The sequence below is a fragment of the Paenibacillus sp. EB106-06-01-XG199 genome (assembly GCF_058791575.1).
The window spans coordinates 98,391-113,092 of sequence record NZ_JBYTDQ010000011.1; the positions used below are offsets into that span (position 1 = coordinate 98,391).

General features: G+C 50.8%; 10 protein-coding genes and 1 other annotated feature. Of the genes, 4 read left to right on the plus strand and 6 right to left on the minus strand.

The window, feature by feature from the left end; genetic code table 11:
• Positions 1–9 precede the first annotated feature (9 nt).
• The 3 genes from AC3WT9_RS29200 to AC3WT9_RS29210 form a co-directional block, all read right to left on the minus strand.
• Complete coding sequence (locus AC3WT9_RS29200) at positions 10–1,014, minus strand: HD-GYP domain-containing protein (RefSeq protein ID WP_038596726.1); 1,005 nt, start codon at positions 1,012–1,014, stop codon at positions 10–12.
• A 132-nt stretch (positions 1,015–1,146) separates the two neighbouring features.
• A complete protein-coding gene (locus AC3WT9_RS29205; protein ID WP_341096487.1) occupies positions 1,147–2,727 on the minus strand; it encodes a response regulator in 1,581 nt (526 codons plus the stop codon).
• A 35-nt stretch (positions 2,728–2,762) separates the two neighbouring features.
• Positions 2,763–4,592 (minus strand): cache domain-containing sensor histidine kinase, encoded by a 1,830-nt coding sequence (locus tag AC3WT9_RS29210; RefSeq protein WP_341096489.1) that lies wholly within the window; start codon positions 4,590–4,592, stop codon positions 2,763–2,765.
• 121 nt (positions 4,593–4,713) lie between these two features.
• Between AC3WT9_RS29210 and AC3WT9_RS29215 the strand changes: the two genes are divergently transcribed.
• From AC3WT9_RS29215 to AC3WT9_RS29225, 3 genes are all read left to right on the plus strand, one after another.
• Positions 4,714–5,604 carry a carbohydrate ABC transporter permease gene (locus tag AC3WT9_RS29215; protein ID WP_341096491.1) on the plus strand — a complete coding sequence of 297 codons (891 nt, stop codon included), beginning with the start codon at positions 4,714–4,716 and terminating at the stop codon, positions 5,602–5,604.
• Positions 5,604–6,440 (plus strand): carbohydrate ABC transporter permease, encoded by an 837-nt coding sequence (locus AC3WT9_RS29220; RefSeq protein ID WP_341096492.1) that lies wholly within the window; start codon positions 5,604–5,606, stop codon positions 6,438–6,440. Before AC3WT9_RS29215 ends, AC3WT9_RS29220 begins: the two co-directional genes overlap by 1 nt.
• A gap of 107 nt (positions 6,441–6,547) precedes the next feature.
• The gene (locus AC3WT9_RS29225) at positions 6,548–7,855 is read left to right on the plus strand and encodes an ABC transporter substrate-binding protein (protein WP_341096495.1); all 1,308 of its coding nucleotides are present in this window, start codon (positions 6,548–6,550) and stop codon (positions 7,853–7,855) included.
• 110 nt (positions 7,856–7,965) lie between these two features.
• On the opposite strand, the gene AC3WT9_RS29230 is transcribed toward AC3WT9_RS29225, so the two are convergent.
• From AC3WT9_RS29230 to AC3WT9_RS29240, 3 genes are all read right to left on the minus strand, one after another.
• A complete protein-coding gene (locus AC3WT9_RS29230; RefSeq protein WP_445935399.1) occupies positions 7,966–9,234 on the minus strand; it encodes an Nramp family divalent metal transporter in 1,269 nt (422 codons plus the stop codon).
• Positions 9,235–9,645: 411 nt separating this feature from the next.
• Positions 9,646–11,349 (minus strand): glutamine--tRNA ligase/YqeY domain fusion protein, encoded by a 1,704-nt coding sequence (locus AC3WT9_RS29235; RefSeq protein ID WP_341379864.1) that lies wholly within the window; start codon positions 11,347–11,349, stop codon positions 9,646–9,648.
• A gap of 88 nt (positions 11,350–11,437) precedes the next feature.
• Positions 11,438–11,697: a binding site (T-box leader), on the minus strand.
• Positions 11,698–11,746: 49 nt separating this feature from the next.
• Positions 11,747–13,303, minus strand: a complete 1,557-nt coding sequence (locus tag AC3WT9_RS29240) for an SAM-dependent methyltransferase (protein ID WP_341379865.1) — start codon at positions 13,301–13,303, stop codon at positions 11,747–11,749.
• A 157-nt stretch (positions 13,304–13,460) separates the two neighbouring features.
• Between AC3WT9_RS29240 and AC3WT9_RS29245 the strand changes: the two genes are divergently transcribed.
• Positions 13,461–14,660 (plus strand): oxalate decarboxylase family bicupin, encoded by a 1,200-nt coding sequence (locus tag AC3WT9_RS29245; RefSeq protein WP_341379867.1) that lies wholly within the window; start codon positions 13,461–13,463, stop codon positions 14,658–14,660.
• Positions 14,661–14,702: the final 42 nt, after the last annotated feature.

The window sequence follows — 14,702 nt, forward strand, 5'->3', positions numbered from 1 at the left end:
GCGAAACGGCTATATACTGATTTCTTTGATCTTGAGATCCCTCATTTTACCAAGGTCGATATATTCACCATCTATCTTGATTAAGGGCGTTTCGATGTTATGGGGATTCAAGTAGACAATTTCACCGACACGGCCGTCGGTTAAGATCACATCACGCCCGACGGTCCGTTTCACAATATTCTCCAGGAACACTGAGACCACATGCGGGTCAAGCGCCCCAAAGCTGCCTCTCCTCATCTGCTCCACAATGAGATGGAACGGCATAGCTTCATGATAGGGCCGCTTGGAGGACATCGCATGAAAGATGTCGGCAACGGCAACGATTTTGCTGTAGGAATCAATCTGTTCTTCCTTCAGCCCCAGCGGATACCCCTTACCGTCATTCCTTTCATGATGCTGGAGCGCGGTCAAGGTGATATGTGAATTAGCCCCCGTCGTCTCCTTCAACATCTCATAGCCGAAAATCGTGTGCTTTCTGACGAGGGCGAATTCTTCGGTAGTCAGCTTGCCCGGTTTATTCAGCAACTCAGGAGGAATTTTGAGCTTGCCGATATCATGCAAGGTTGCAGCTAGGGAAAGCACCGACAGCTCCGCCTGCCCCATATTCATCCATCTGCCAATCAATGTGGATAACACACCTACGCCAATATTGTGCTGGTATGTATAATCGTCCTTCCCCTGAATCGCTTCGAACAGCGCAAAAATATCGGGAAGGAGTGAAATCTCCTGAACAACCGGTACGACATCCTTTCTTATATCCGCCAATGGAACTTTGCGGGTTAATCTGAAAGAATTAAACAAATCCTTCGACACTTCCACCACACCGTTAACCATCTCGCGGCAGGCCGGCGTCTGTGGTTGTTCATCGGTGAATACGATATCCAATGTATTGATTCTTTGCTTGCGGATGAGTTCCAAGTGCTCTGCGTTCAATACGCTTCTTGCCGGTATTACAGTTACACCGTACGCATTGATCAGATCATTTTTGAGGATTCTGCCTAAATAACTATCCATACCATACCAACCCTCCCATTTAACCGATAAAATGATGTGCGATATCCGTATGACTATTATCGGTAAAAGATGGGGAATTCTGAAATTTATAGGACGGCTCCATTTTTTGTCCATAGTGGAGTGGTTATTTCGCTACAGAGAGTTCTCCTGCTTGCGGTATTCACGCGGAGTCTGCCCGGTCGATTTCTTAAAAACCCGGCTGAAATACTTCTCATCCTCATAGCCGACCAGCTCCGAAATCTGCGATAGCCGCAGGTTTGTATTTTGCAGCAGCGTCTTGGCCTTGTCTATTCTCAGTGCAGTTAAATAATCGGACAGGTTCTCCCCGCTGATCTGTTTGAACTTGCGTGACACATTCTCCCTGCTGATAAAAAAGCGCTCGGCGATATGCTGAAGCGTCATGTCCTTGGCGTAGTTCTGATTGAGGTAATCCCGGATTTCCTGAACAAGCCGGCTGTCCGGTGTCTGAGAATTCCCTTTCCACAATTGCTGCAGCATGGTCTTTAACTGATTCCGCCAGTGCTCAACGGAGAAAAGCCCCTCTTCGTCATAACACAGCTCAAAGGTAATCTCCTCATTCTGCCGCCAGCGCATCAGAACGGCGCGGATCTCTTCCTGCTGGTGCAGAAAGTTATTCTCGGTGAGCAGCGACAGCCCTGAAAGCTGATCCGCCCATTCATCAACCACCCGTTCCATTCTCTGCAGATCCCCCGATAATACAGCCACCCTGAGCTTGTCCAGCAGCGATTCCAGCACGTGGTCTTCCACAGACCCACTCTCCTCCGTCAGCTCCCTGTAATGATAAATGCGCCCTTCCCGCTGCAGGAGATTGCGCTCACTAAGGCCTTGACGCGCCTGACGGAAGGCGTTTTGCAGCCCTTCGGGAAAAGCCACGGGCCGGCTGAGTCCTATATCCACCTGTACCCCATAGGTCTGTTTGATCGATTCATTGATAAGCCGCACCCACACTTCCGCATCCAGAGCCGCCGTCCAGAAAAGAATGACAATATCGGTGCCGGCCTGCCAGCTGCGAAAGGCAAAGCCGCTTCTCCCGGGGGAGATCACCTCATTGCAGACGTTCGCCAGCACGAAGGAGGTCAGCGGCACATCGCCATGAAACCGCTCCAGCAGGCGGCAGTTTGCACGCTGGAGCGAGATTACGGCAACTCTGCAGGTTGCCGCATCCCCGGGCAACCCCAGCTCTTCGCACAAGGAAGGCTTCAGCTCCTGAAATGAGGCATGACCGGAGACCAGATCCGAGAGCATCTTGTCCCAGTACAGCGGCCGCAGCACATTAAGCTGCATATTCTGCCGGTGACTCTGCTGCCGCTCCTCCTCTTCCTCCAACCACAGCTTGAAGGCATGCTCAGCTGCGGCAATCAGTTGTTTGCTGTTCAGGGGCTTCAGCAAATAATCTGTCCCGCCGTAGACGATTGCCGGCTTTACATAATTGAAGTCCTGATACCCGCTAATGACGATTGTCTTCGTATTCGGGAAATGATGATGCAGCCATTCCAGCAGCTCCGCACCGTCCATCAGCGGCATCCGCATATCCGTGAAGACAATCGCCGGCTGCTGCTCCTGCATAATCAGCGTAGCTTCCTGCCCGTTGGTCGCCTCAAAAATCTCTGAAATCCGATATTTCTCCCACGGTACAAAATAGCGGATCGCCTCACGCACATGCTTCTCATCGTCTACAATCAGCACCTTCATCTCACTTGCCGCTCCTTTGGGTCCATTGCACTCCCTTAATTTGTTGGGTCCATCTTATCCAGCGGAATAATAAGTGTCACCTTAACCCCGCCGCCTTCAACACTCTGCAGCAATAGCTCTGCCCCGCTGCTCATCTGCAGCCGCACACGCGCCAGTACGTTGTGCAGCCCAATCTCTTCGTGCTCTGTCCGGCCGCTCTGCTGAAGTCCGGCTGTAATTTCCTCCAGCCGTTCCGCAGTGATTCCTTTGCCGTTGTCCTTGACGGCAAGCCGCAGGCTGCCGTTGGCATCCAGAGCACAGGTGATGGAGATTACAGCCTCGCGGATCCCGTCCGTAAACCCGTGCTTGAATATATTCTCAACAATGGGCTGCAGAATCATCTTGGGCACGGCAATCTCCAGAGCAGCTTCCTCTGCATCAATATCCAGCCTTAAGTTCTCTTCCCCGAAACGTTCCGTCTGCAGGATCACGTAATTCTGCACATGCTCCAGTTCATCACGAAGCGGGACCTGCGTCCGCTCCGTGTTCATGGAATAGCGCATCATACTGCCAAGCGAATAGATGAGATCATACACCTTGGGTGCATTGTAGCGCAAGGACAGACTGGCAATGGACTGCAGGGCATTATACAGGAAATGAGGATTGACCTGGGCCTGCAGCGCCTTCAGCTGATTGGTCTTGTTGGCCAGCTCAAGTTTGTATTCCTTTAAGATAAGATCGTTGATCGTCCGGGTCATGCCGGTGATTTTGCGTGTCAGGAGGCCGAATTCATCTTCCCGTTCGGCATCCATATGCGCATCAAGCTGACCAATCTGCACTTTCTGGGTGAAGGAGATCAGCTTCTTGATTGGCCTTGTGAATCCGACGGAGATTAATACCGCGCTGAGTCCGCCAAGGATCAGGAACAGCACACCGATTCCGGTGTTGAACCGGGTGATCGTTCTGGCATCGCCATACAGATCTTCATAGGGAACCAGCTTGATGATGCTGCCCTTGAACAACGTATTCTCAATGTGGCGATACATCACAATACCCTCGAAACCATCCTTCTTCCAGGTGAAATGGCCATTGTCATCCTTCCCCGGCAGCTGGCTCCAGCCCGCGGTGACCGGTTTGCCGATCCAATCGGAATCAGATGCAAACAAGGCCTCCCCCTGTTCATTCAAGATATAAAGCCGTTCTGTATCCGAATTGTACATGGATTTGACGATTCCCTCCAGCTCCCCCAAGCGGAAATCAATCGACAGATCGGCCAGAACAGCATCGCTCGGCGTTCGGTAAATGGGGAAATGAGCAGTAAAAACCGGCACAGTACCCGATTTCAAATTGGGGAATCCGGACTTCATCCCGTATTGATGATCCATATGCGTAACCTCAATATAAGGCCGGTACGTTTCCTCAGGATGGATCAACGGGACGTAATCATCTTTGTTCTCCCGGCGGAACAGCCCGCCAAGCACCAGATTCGACTGCTTGGCCGCCCGGACATACAGGTGAATCTGAAAGGTGTTGCGGTCGGAGAGGAAAAGGTTGTACAGCTGGGTTGAGATGATCGCCCGGTTATCCGGCAACACAGCGTTTTCCGGAGCATTATCCGGATGTTTGGCCGTAAGCAGGCTAGTATAGAAGGAGCTGGGGACATTGATTCCGCTGTACAGGGACATCGCCTGCTGATTCATGCCGCTGAAATAACTGCTGAGATTGGCCTCCCCAAGCGTCAGCAGCTTCGTATTCTGCTTCACCGACTGTTCGGTTACCGATTGCTTGGTATAGAGATATGAGAACGTTACGGATATCCCCGACGGGATCACCGAGGCCAACAGCACAAGCGCCATCAGCCGGGTCCGGATACTGTTTCTGAACATGCTCATTTCCTCCTGCAATATAATCCACTTTTATAATCACCAAATTGAGTGTTGATGACTCCTGCCTCTTCCTATAATGAGGGTATGAACCCGTTGAAAAACTATACAAAGGAGATTCCATATGAGAAAAGCTCTGCGTTTGCAAAGAGGCTGGGGACAGCAAATCGTTTTCCTCGGACCCTGCCTGCTCTTCTTCCTGACCATTGTGGTCACACCCTTCTTTCTCGGCTTTTATTATTCTTCCACCGACTGGAACGGGCTGGATCTGGACAAAGCAGTCTGGACAGGCGCCGCCAACTGGAAACGGATTTTTCTGAATGATGATAAGTTCTGGGAATCCCTGCTCTTTACCCTTCGCTTCACTATAGTGTCCGTAGTTGCCGCGAATGTGCTGGCACTGCTGCTGGCCTTCCTGCTGATGACAACACTGAAGACCAAGAAATTGCTGCGTACCATCTTCTTTATGCCCAATGTAATCGGCGGTATTCTGCTAGGATACATCTGGCAGTTTATCTTCACCAAGGGCTTCGGGACAATCGGCGAAATCACCGGAATCTCCTTCTTCCAGCTGCCTTGGCTCGGTACGCCCAGCACTGGCTTCTGGGGCCTTGTCATCGTATTTGTGTGGCAGACTGCCGGGTATATGATGGTTATCTATATTGCCTCGCTCGCCGGGATTCCAAAGGATCTGATTGAAGCGGCCAAGATCGATGGCGCCCGAGCCCCACAGCTGTTCAAAAGCGTCTATGTGCCTTTGATCATGCCGGCCATCACGATCTGCCTGTTCCTTACCACATCCAATGCCTTTAAAATGTTCGATCTCAACCTGTCGCTGACTAAGGGCGGACCGGGAACCTCCACCCAGTCGCTCGCCTATAACATTTATGCGGAAGCGCTGATCAACAACCGGTACGGTCTCGGCACAGCCAAAGCGCTGCTCTTCTTCGCTGCTGTATCACTGATCACCGTTACTCAGGTATGGATCACTAAGAGAAAAGAGGTGTCGGCATAATGAATAGCAGCAGATACCGTCCCGGAAATTTCATTCTGGAAATTGCCGCCATACTCCTGGCCCTTGTCTTCCTGTCTCCGTTCTACCTGGTGCTTAGCAACTCTGTTAAAGGGCTTAAGGAAATTCTGACTGATGCTGCATCGTTTCCGCAGGTTTTTGTGTGGAGCAATTATTCTAAAGTCTGGGACGCCATAGAATTCCCGCAGGCTTTCTGGAACTCTCTGCAGATTACCATCCTGAGCGTTATCTTTATTGTTCTGTTCAGCTCCATGGCCGCTTATCAGATCGTTAGAAAGCCGTCGCGCTTCAATTCCTTTGTTTTCCTGCTGCTCATCTCGGCGATGATTATTCCCTTCCAGTCGCTGATGCTGCAATTGGTCCGGGTAACCAGTATCCTGGAACTGCGCGGAGAACTTTACGGTATTGTCGCTTGCTATCTGGGGTTCGGGATGCCTCTATCAGTCTTCCTGTTCCACGGCTTTATCAAAACTGTGCCCTTTGAGCTGGAGGAAGCGGCCCGGGTCGACGGCTCCAATCCTTACGGTGTTTTCTTCAAAATTGTCTTCCCGCTGCTGATGCCAATTATTGTTACTGTAATTATTCTGAACACCCTTTGGATCTGGAATGACTACCTGCTGCCTGTGCTGGTCATCGGCGGGAATAAGGATCTGACTACACTGCCGGTAGCTGTAACCAAATTCTTCGGGCAGTACACTAAGAAGTGGGATCTTGCGCTCGCGGGACTGGTCATGGCCATTACACCGATCCTCCTGTTCTTCCTGACGCTGCAGCGTTATATTGTTGAAGGAGTTACTTCAGGATCCGTCAAGGGATAAAAGGGTTGCAACAATATCCACTTTTTCGAGCAAAATATTAAGTGTAAGTGTAAGGTCATATGCATTACGATCAAGTTGTAGGAACCACAGACCAGGGAGGTTATTCTATGAAAAGAAAGTTCACGTTTGTTATCGCAACCGTTTGCACACTCATTATCGCAGGTTGCGGCAATGGCGGCAATACTAATTCCGGGAACAATGGAACCGCTACCAACGCCCCGAAAGAGTCAGCAGCAACTGAGTCGACCAAAGCTCCTGCCAAAGATGTGACGATCAAAATGTTCCAGTTCAAGGTCGAAATTGCCGAACAGCTGAACACATTGGCTGAACTGTATGAGAAAGAAACCGGGGTCAAGGTTGAAGTCGAAACGCATGGCGGCGGCGAAGATTATGGCGCATTGCTCAAAGCGGAAATCGCTTCAGGCTCGGAACCGGAAATTTTCAATAACGGCGGCTACACCGCTCTGGTTCCTTATTTGGACCGCGCTACCGACTTGTCAGACCAGCCTTGGGCAGCAAAACTGATCCCTACCTCCAAAACTCCTGCTACTGTAGACGGCAAGCTGTACGGCATGCCGATGAATGTCGAGGGCTATGGCCTTATTTATAACAAGGATCTGTTTACCAAAGCTGGTATTACTGAAGAACCAAAAACACTGTCCCAGCTTAAGGACGCTGCCGCGAAGCTGAAAGCTGCCGGCATCACTCCATTTGAAGCAACCAACGAATGGTGGTCCATGGGGATGCACCTTGTGAATGTTGGTCTTGCCCACCAGCCTGATCCGAAGAAATTTGTCGATGATGTCAAAGCAGGTACGCAAACCTTTAAAGGCAATGCCGTGTTCGAGCAATGGCTTGATCTGGTGGATGTAATCTTCGACAACGCCCAAGATAACAAAATGACTACCGACTATGCGACTCAGGTTGCTGATTTCGCCTCCGGCAAAGCGGCAATGATGATGCAGGGCAACTGGACTCAGGGTGACATCGACAAGATTGACCCTGCACTGAACCTTGGCCTGCTCCCGCTCCCGATCAGTGATGAAGAAGGCACCATTCTGGTAGGAGTACCTAATAACTATGTTGTAAACAGCAAATCCGCACATCCGGAAGAAGCCAAAGCGTTCCTGAACTGGCTCGTATCCTCGGAGACCGGCAAACAATATTTGACGAAGGAATTCAAGTTCATTCCGGCTGAGACTGATATTGAAACAGCTGCAGAAGATATCGGCCAGGTTGCCGTTGCTGTCCAAGAAAAATCCGCAACTGCACTCGGCTGGAACTGGGATATGTTCCCTGACGGTGTAACTCAGGGCTTCGGCGCTGCGATGCAGGAATATCTCGGCGGACAAATTGACCACGATCAGCTCCTGGAAAAGCTGGATAAATCCGTACAGGATATCGTGAAGCAATAATCAGCGTATAGCTTATACATCCTTATGTACAAAAAGCCCCGCCTTCCGGTGTGCTGTCAGGTTATACCTGACAGTCGCCGGGGGAGCGGGGTTTTGTCTGATTCTGCATTTTAGATGAACATTTCAACAATCAGGAACAGGTTGAGCGATACGACCAGCGCAGAGATGATCCAGCCCAAAACCGTAGTAATCCGGTGGTTGACCAGCCCCTTCATAATCTGGCGGTTGCTGGTGAAAATAACAAGCGGGATCAAAGCAAAGGCTATCCCGAAGGACAGTACCACCTGGCTCATTACCAGTGCGCGGGTCGGATTGATGCCAAAGGCGATAATCGCCAGCGGAGGAATAATCGTAATCGCCCGCCGCAGATACAGGTTGATTCTCTTATTAATGAATCCCTGCATAACCACATCACCGGCCATCGTCCCAACCGAAGAACTCGACAGCCCTGCGATCAAGAGTCCAAGGCCGAACGAAACTGCCGTTACAGGACCGGCCAAATGACTGAACAGCTGGAAGGCCACATCCAAGTCTTCAACTACAAGCCCGTTCTTAAAGAAAAGGGCAGCGGCAACGATTACCATCGCCATATTCACAGCACCGGCAATAACCATCGCAATAACGATATCGATCATTTCCAGCTTGAAAATCTGTTTTTTCTCTTTTTCGTCAATCCCGACCACACGGCTCTGTGTCAGTGAAGAATGAAGATAAATCGCATGCGGCATGACTGTTGCCCCGAGAATCCCTGCTGCCAGCAGGATGCTGTCCACACCCTCAAATGCAGGGGTGAATATTCCGGCGATTACTGCTCCGGCATCCGGCTTAGCCATAATGACCTGGAAAGCAAAGGCTAAGACGACGATCAGCACCATCGAAGCAATCCCGGCCTCAAGCGTCCGGTAACCACGCCGCTGCAGCTCAAGAATAGCGAATGAACCGACAGCGGTAATGATTGCGGCAGGCAGCATGGGTATCCCGAATAGCAGATATAGTCCAAGGGCTGCCCCGATAAACTCCGCCAGGTCTGTGGCAATAATGACCAGTTCGCTTTGTATCCATAAAAAAATTGAAGCGCCCTTCGGGAAGCGTTCGCGCGCCACTTCCGGCAGATTCTTTCCGGTAGCTATGCCAAGCTTGGCGGATAAGGACTGTATCAGCACGGCCATTAAATTCGATGCGGCAATGACCCATAACAACAGGTAACCGTATTTCGATCCGGCCGTAATGTTCGTGGCGAAATTCCCGGGGTCCAGATACGCTACTGAGGCAATAAAGGCCGGGCCCAGAAACGGAAGGAGTCTCTTCAATCCTTTGACGTCCCCGTTAAGTACTGCTTGTGCTGAAATTGTATTCTTGTGCTTAGGATTATTTATCATTTTGGGTGTTTCCACCACGTTTTGCTCGATCATTTCAAACCCTCCTCTTGCCCGGAAAAAGTTGTCTTCACACATGAAAGTTTCCCTGATGCAACATTTAACTTATTTTTATTATAATCTGCTTATTGAAAAATGTAAATGTAATTTTCATGGAATTTTCCAATAAAACTATCACCTATTCTTAACTCAAATTACTGTCCGGCAATCATAATTAATCATATGTACCATAAGCCCAGTAAGTGAGCCTCCACTGCAAAGCGGATTTTGGGTATTTTGCGGAGCTTCCACAACATAAGATTCCACAAGTGGAAACGGATAATTTATAGCGTGAAGCATATAAATTCTTGAATTTTAAAAAAACGGGCAAGATTCAGGATGAAATCCCCTGTTCTTGCCCGCTTCCTCAAAGAGCTATTTCTTCCCCTTCCAGCTATCCTTCAGTGGAACAATTCTGTTGAATACCAGCCGGTCTTCGCCGCTGCGCTTGCTGTCGGCACAGAAATATCCATGGCGCATAAATTGGAATTTTGCCTCCGGCAATGCCCCTTCCACAAATGGCTCCAGCAGGCAATTCTTCAGAAGCTTCACCGAATCCGGGTTAATGACATCTCCCCATGTCCCGGTATCGCCCTTAGGACCCTCGTTGTCTTTGAGTAGCTTCTCGTACAGATATACATCTGCCCGAATGCCGTGACCAGCAGATACCCAGTGGAGCGTTCCTTTCACTTTCCGCCCGTTAAAGCCGCTTCCGCTCTTCGTTTCAAGGTCATAGGTACAGCGCAGCTCAGTGATCTCCCCCGTTGCCGCGTCCTTGACCACTTCATTGCATTTGATAATGTAAGCCCCCTTCAGCCGCACCTCTCCACCCGTCGTCAGACGGCGAAAGCCCGGAGACGGTTCTTCCATGAAATCCTCCCGCTCGATATATACGACTCCCGAGAAAGGGACCTTTCTTGTGCCTAGCTCTGGATTCTCACTGTTGTTATCTATCTCCAGCAGCTCAAAATTCTCTCCGGCTTGCCCGGAATAATTGGTGATCACGACCTTTAAAGGATCAAGCACCGCCATTACACTAGGCGCTTTGGCTTTCAAGTCCTGTCTCAGGCTATGCTCCAGCATCGAGAAGTCAACCATTGTCTGATTTCTGACCATGCCAATCCCCAGCACAAAGCTCTTGATGCTCTCCGGCGTAAACCCTCTTCTCCGCAGTCCGCGAAGTGTGGGCAGTCTTGGATCATCCCAGCCTTCCACATAATTGCCGGCAACCAGCTGCCGGAGGTAACGTTTGCTGGTAACAACACCGGTCAGGTTAACCCTGCCGAATTCCCTTTGCTTGGGCGCCTCGGCGGTCTCCAGCTCATTCAGCACCCATTCGTATAATGGCCGGTGATCCTTGAATTCCAGAGAGCACAAGGAATGTGTTACGCCTTCAATGGCGTCTTGAATGGGATGGGCAAAATCATACAGCGGATAAATGCACCACGCCTCCCCTGTCCGGTAATGTTCGGCATGAAGGATTCTGTACAGTATGGGGTCCCTCAGATTGATGTTGGGCGATCCCATATCTATTTTGGCCCGCAGCACCCTGGACCCGGAAGGATACTCCCCGTTTCTCATTCCGCTGAACAGGCTCAGATTCTCTTCCACCGTGCGCTCCCGGTAAGGGCTGTTCGTTCCCGGTTCGGTTAAAGTCCCCCTGAAGGCGGTGACCTCCTCAGGAGACAAATCACAAACATAGGCTTTGCCCTTGCGGATCAAGGCCACCGCACTGCTGTAGATTTGCTCCGAATAGTCGGAGCCGTAATAAATATGCTCTCCCGGGCTGCAGCCCAGCCACTCGATATCTTCTATGATGGCCTTCACATATTCCATATCTTCTTTCAGCGGGTTGGTATCATCAAAGCGCAGATTAAATACTCCATTGAATCTGCGGGCCATGTCATAGTTGGTATGAATCGCAAACGCGCTGCCGATATGAAGATACCCGTTCGGCTCCGGCGGAAACCTTGTGCAGACCGCTCTGCTGTAGACGCCGCCTTCCACATCTTCCCTGATCAGTTTCTCCATATAGTTCTCTTCATTCTTCTCTTCTGGCGTCTCATTTACATTACTCATAGCTAAACCCTCCTGTGTGTGTGCAATAACCGCTCCTAAACAGTAATTCTGCGCAACAAAAAAGAACCTCACCTCCAAGACTTTGCGTCTTGGGGACGAGATTCTCGCGGTACCACCCCAGGTTTATTAATATGTCGCCATATTAAACTCATCAAGTACGGCATTGCTGAAAAGGCAAGGCTTATACTCTAGCTCTGTAACAGGAGCACCTGTCGTACCATCCCCGGCTGCCGGTTCCGATACGCCGCTCAGAGGCTTGTTTCAACAAAACATTCCCTACCCCTTTTCAGCATCCGGGGCTCTCTGTGAAGGAATGAATTTATCTACTCTTCTCATCATCGCGTGTCATTATTTTGTATAGAATACCAAACAATCCCTGTTCCTGTAAAGGGGCGGTTTACCCCTCACTGAGTGCGGCCAGCAGGTCCAAGGCTTCCTCATGTTCCGGCTCCAGGACCAGTGCTTTGCGTGTATATTCCAGTGCCGCCTCCAGATCCTCCAGCTCATAGCTGCAAATCGCCAGGCAATAGAGCACTGTAATTACCGGCTCTTCCTCACTCTCATGAAGCGAGCGTTCCAGGAACATGCGGGCATCGCGGTACATATCCATTTCAAATAGCAGCAGTCCGCTATCCAGCGCCAGATCATACCTCTGGGGCATCGGGTAATATCCTGCCCACATCTGCTGTATACCATGCTGGAGATCCAGCAGTTCTTCGTCATTCGCATCCTCCAGCAGGCTGGAAATACGCTCAGCGCTCTGGATGAACAGCTCAGCATCATATCCGCCGAGACGCCAGAAAGCGAGAATTTGCTGCAGCCCGATGCTATCGAAGTTCTGATCCACCCATACCTTCAGGCTGAAGAAGTCATCCGGTCCGAACCGGTCGACAAACCGCCGGTAAGCCAGCCGGGTATGCACATGGCTCGCCGGATCTTTAAGCTTCAGAATACAGCCAACGTTCAGGTTCTTATAATGATGCGGGGTGAACAGCGAAAGTGCACCCTTTTGCTCAAAAAAGTACTGCATCGCGTGATAATTGGCCGTTAAGGAGATACTTCCGTGATGCATCAGCTTAGGGGGCTCTGCAAACTCCCAGTTCTCCAGCCGTTGATCGCCCTTGTCGGCGGTCAACAGCAGAAAGCCCGCTTGGGACAAACTGTCCAGCCGTTCCATACAAGCCAGCGCCGTAGCCGGGAACAGAATATGGGTATCCTCCAGCTTCTCCCGGTAGTAGTCCGCCACCACGTGATACGGATACGACTTCTCTTCATACCCTGCTGCACGGCTGTAATGATATTCCGGAATGATCCCCTTCAGCACCTCTGAAGTTCCCAGCGATTCGGCTTCCTCCGGATACTTTAGGGAAACCTCGCATTCATAAATTTTGCCTTCGTCGATATAGAGCAGTTCTTGCTGAATGCTGTCAAAGAAATAGTTGGCGATTACCAGCAGCGGCTGCTTCAGTCCGCCCACATGGATCACGTTGCCGCTGTGCGTCAGGTGCAGCTCGGTATCATGGACCGCGTCAAAGCGCGCGAAATCAAGGATTCCCTGCTGAACAAAAGGGATCAGGCCGGGATGCTGCTGCCAGCCGGCAATATTTTTGACAGGCAGATCGCTCATTACATATTGGAATGGAGGCAGCTTAATCCCCGCATAGTCGATCAATTCACTCAGCTTCTGCAGCACCTGGAAGGCTAGTCTGCCTGCACCCGCACCCATTTCCAGAATAATAACTGGCTCATCGGTCTGGCCAAGTGCATAGCGGTCTTGCAGGAAGCCGAAGATCATCTCAGCATAGGCTGTCCCGATCATCGGGTTGCTCGTAATATATTGCGGAACCTGGTCATTTTTCCAGGCTTGCAAGCCCAATTCTTCGTAATATGACCGCTGCAGCTCCCAAATCGGCGCTTCACTAAAGCGGTAACGTTGTTGTTCGCTATTCGTCATGTTCTCTAAACCTGCTCTCTATAATTCTTGTTGAATATTAATAATTATATCCAATATCATGTCCAGTGTCCCACATTCCGCTGCCATTCATAAAAATCGGCTTCCGGCATATATATTCCCATTGATGTATTTTCGGATATGGAAAGGAGCTTAATCTATGGATTCCACTGAACAGGATTCAGCCGGAACAATGAAAATTCCCCAGCCGATAAGAAGCGACGGCGCAGGCAATATCGACCGCGGGCCGCGCGATATTATGCGGGACCGCGAGAATCCGGATATGTTCGTCCCTCCCCCCACAGACAACGGACTGATTCCGAATCTGAAGTTTTCCTTCTCCGATGCCCATATGCAGCTGAACTGCGGCGGCTGGTCACGGGAAGTTACAGTAAGGGAACTGCCTGTCGCCACGACTCTGGCAGCAGTTAATATGAGCCTGACGCCCGGCGGAGTGCGGGAGCTGCACTGGCATCAGCAGGCGGAATGGTCTTATATGCTGATCGGGAGCGCGCGGATCACCTCCGTGGATCAGAACGGCCGCAACTTCATTGCCGACATCGGCCCCGGAGATCTATGGTATTTCCCTCCGGGTATTCCGCATTCCATTCAAGGACTTGCCGAAGGCTGCGAATTCCTGCTAGTCTTTGACGATGGCAGCTTCTCCGATTTGAATACACTGTCGATCTCCGACTGGTTCGCCCATACGCCCAAGGAAGTCCTGGCGGCGAATTTCGGCGTACCCGCTGCCGCCTTTGACTGCATACCGAACGATCAGGTCTACATCTATCAGGATGAAGTGCCTGGTACGATACAGGGTCAAAAGGTGCAATCACCTTATGGGGATATTCCACTGAGCTTTAAACATCAATTATTGGCCCAGCCTCCGCTGAAGACCCCGGGAGGAAGTGTAAGAATCGTCGACTCCTCCAATTTCCCGATCTCCCGGACCATTGCCGCGGCACTGGTGGAGATTGAACCCGGGGCCATGCGGGAACTGCACTGGCACCCGAATAATGATGAGTGGCAATATTATCTTGCCGGGCAAGGACGGATGACCGTCTTCGGGGGAAACGGCGCAGCCCGTACCTTCAATTATAGAGCCGGAGACGTCGGTTATGTCCCTTTTGCTTATGGACATTATATCCAGAATACCGGCACAGACACGCTCTGGTTTCTGGAAATGTTCAAAAGCGACCGCTTCGCCGACGTTTCCTTGAACCAGTGGATGGCCCTGACTCCCCATCAGCTGGTGGGCAGTAATCTGAATGCCGGGCCGGAGCTGCTGAATGCATTGCGTAAGGTGAAATGGCCTGTGGTGGAATATCCGGGCTACGGATTCCCGAAACGCGAGGAGTAACAACAAATAAGGAACGGTTAGGACAATGCTGTCCAGGCCGTT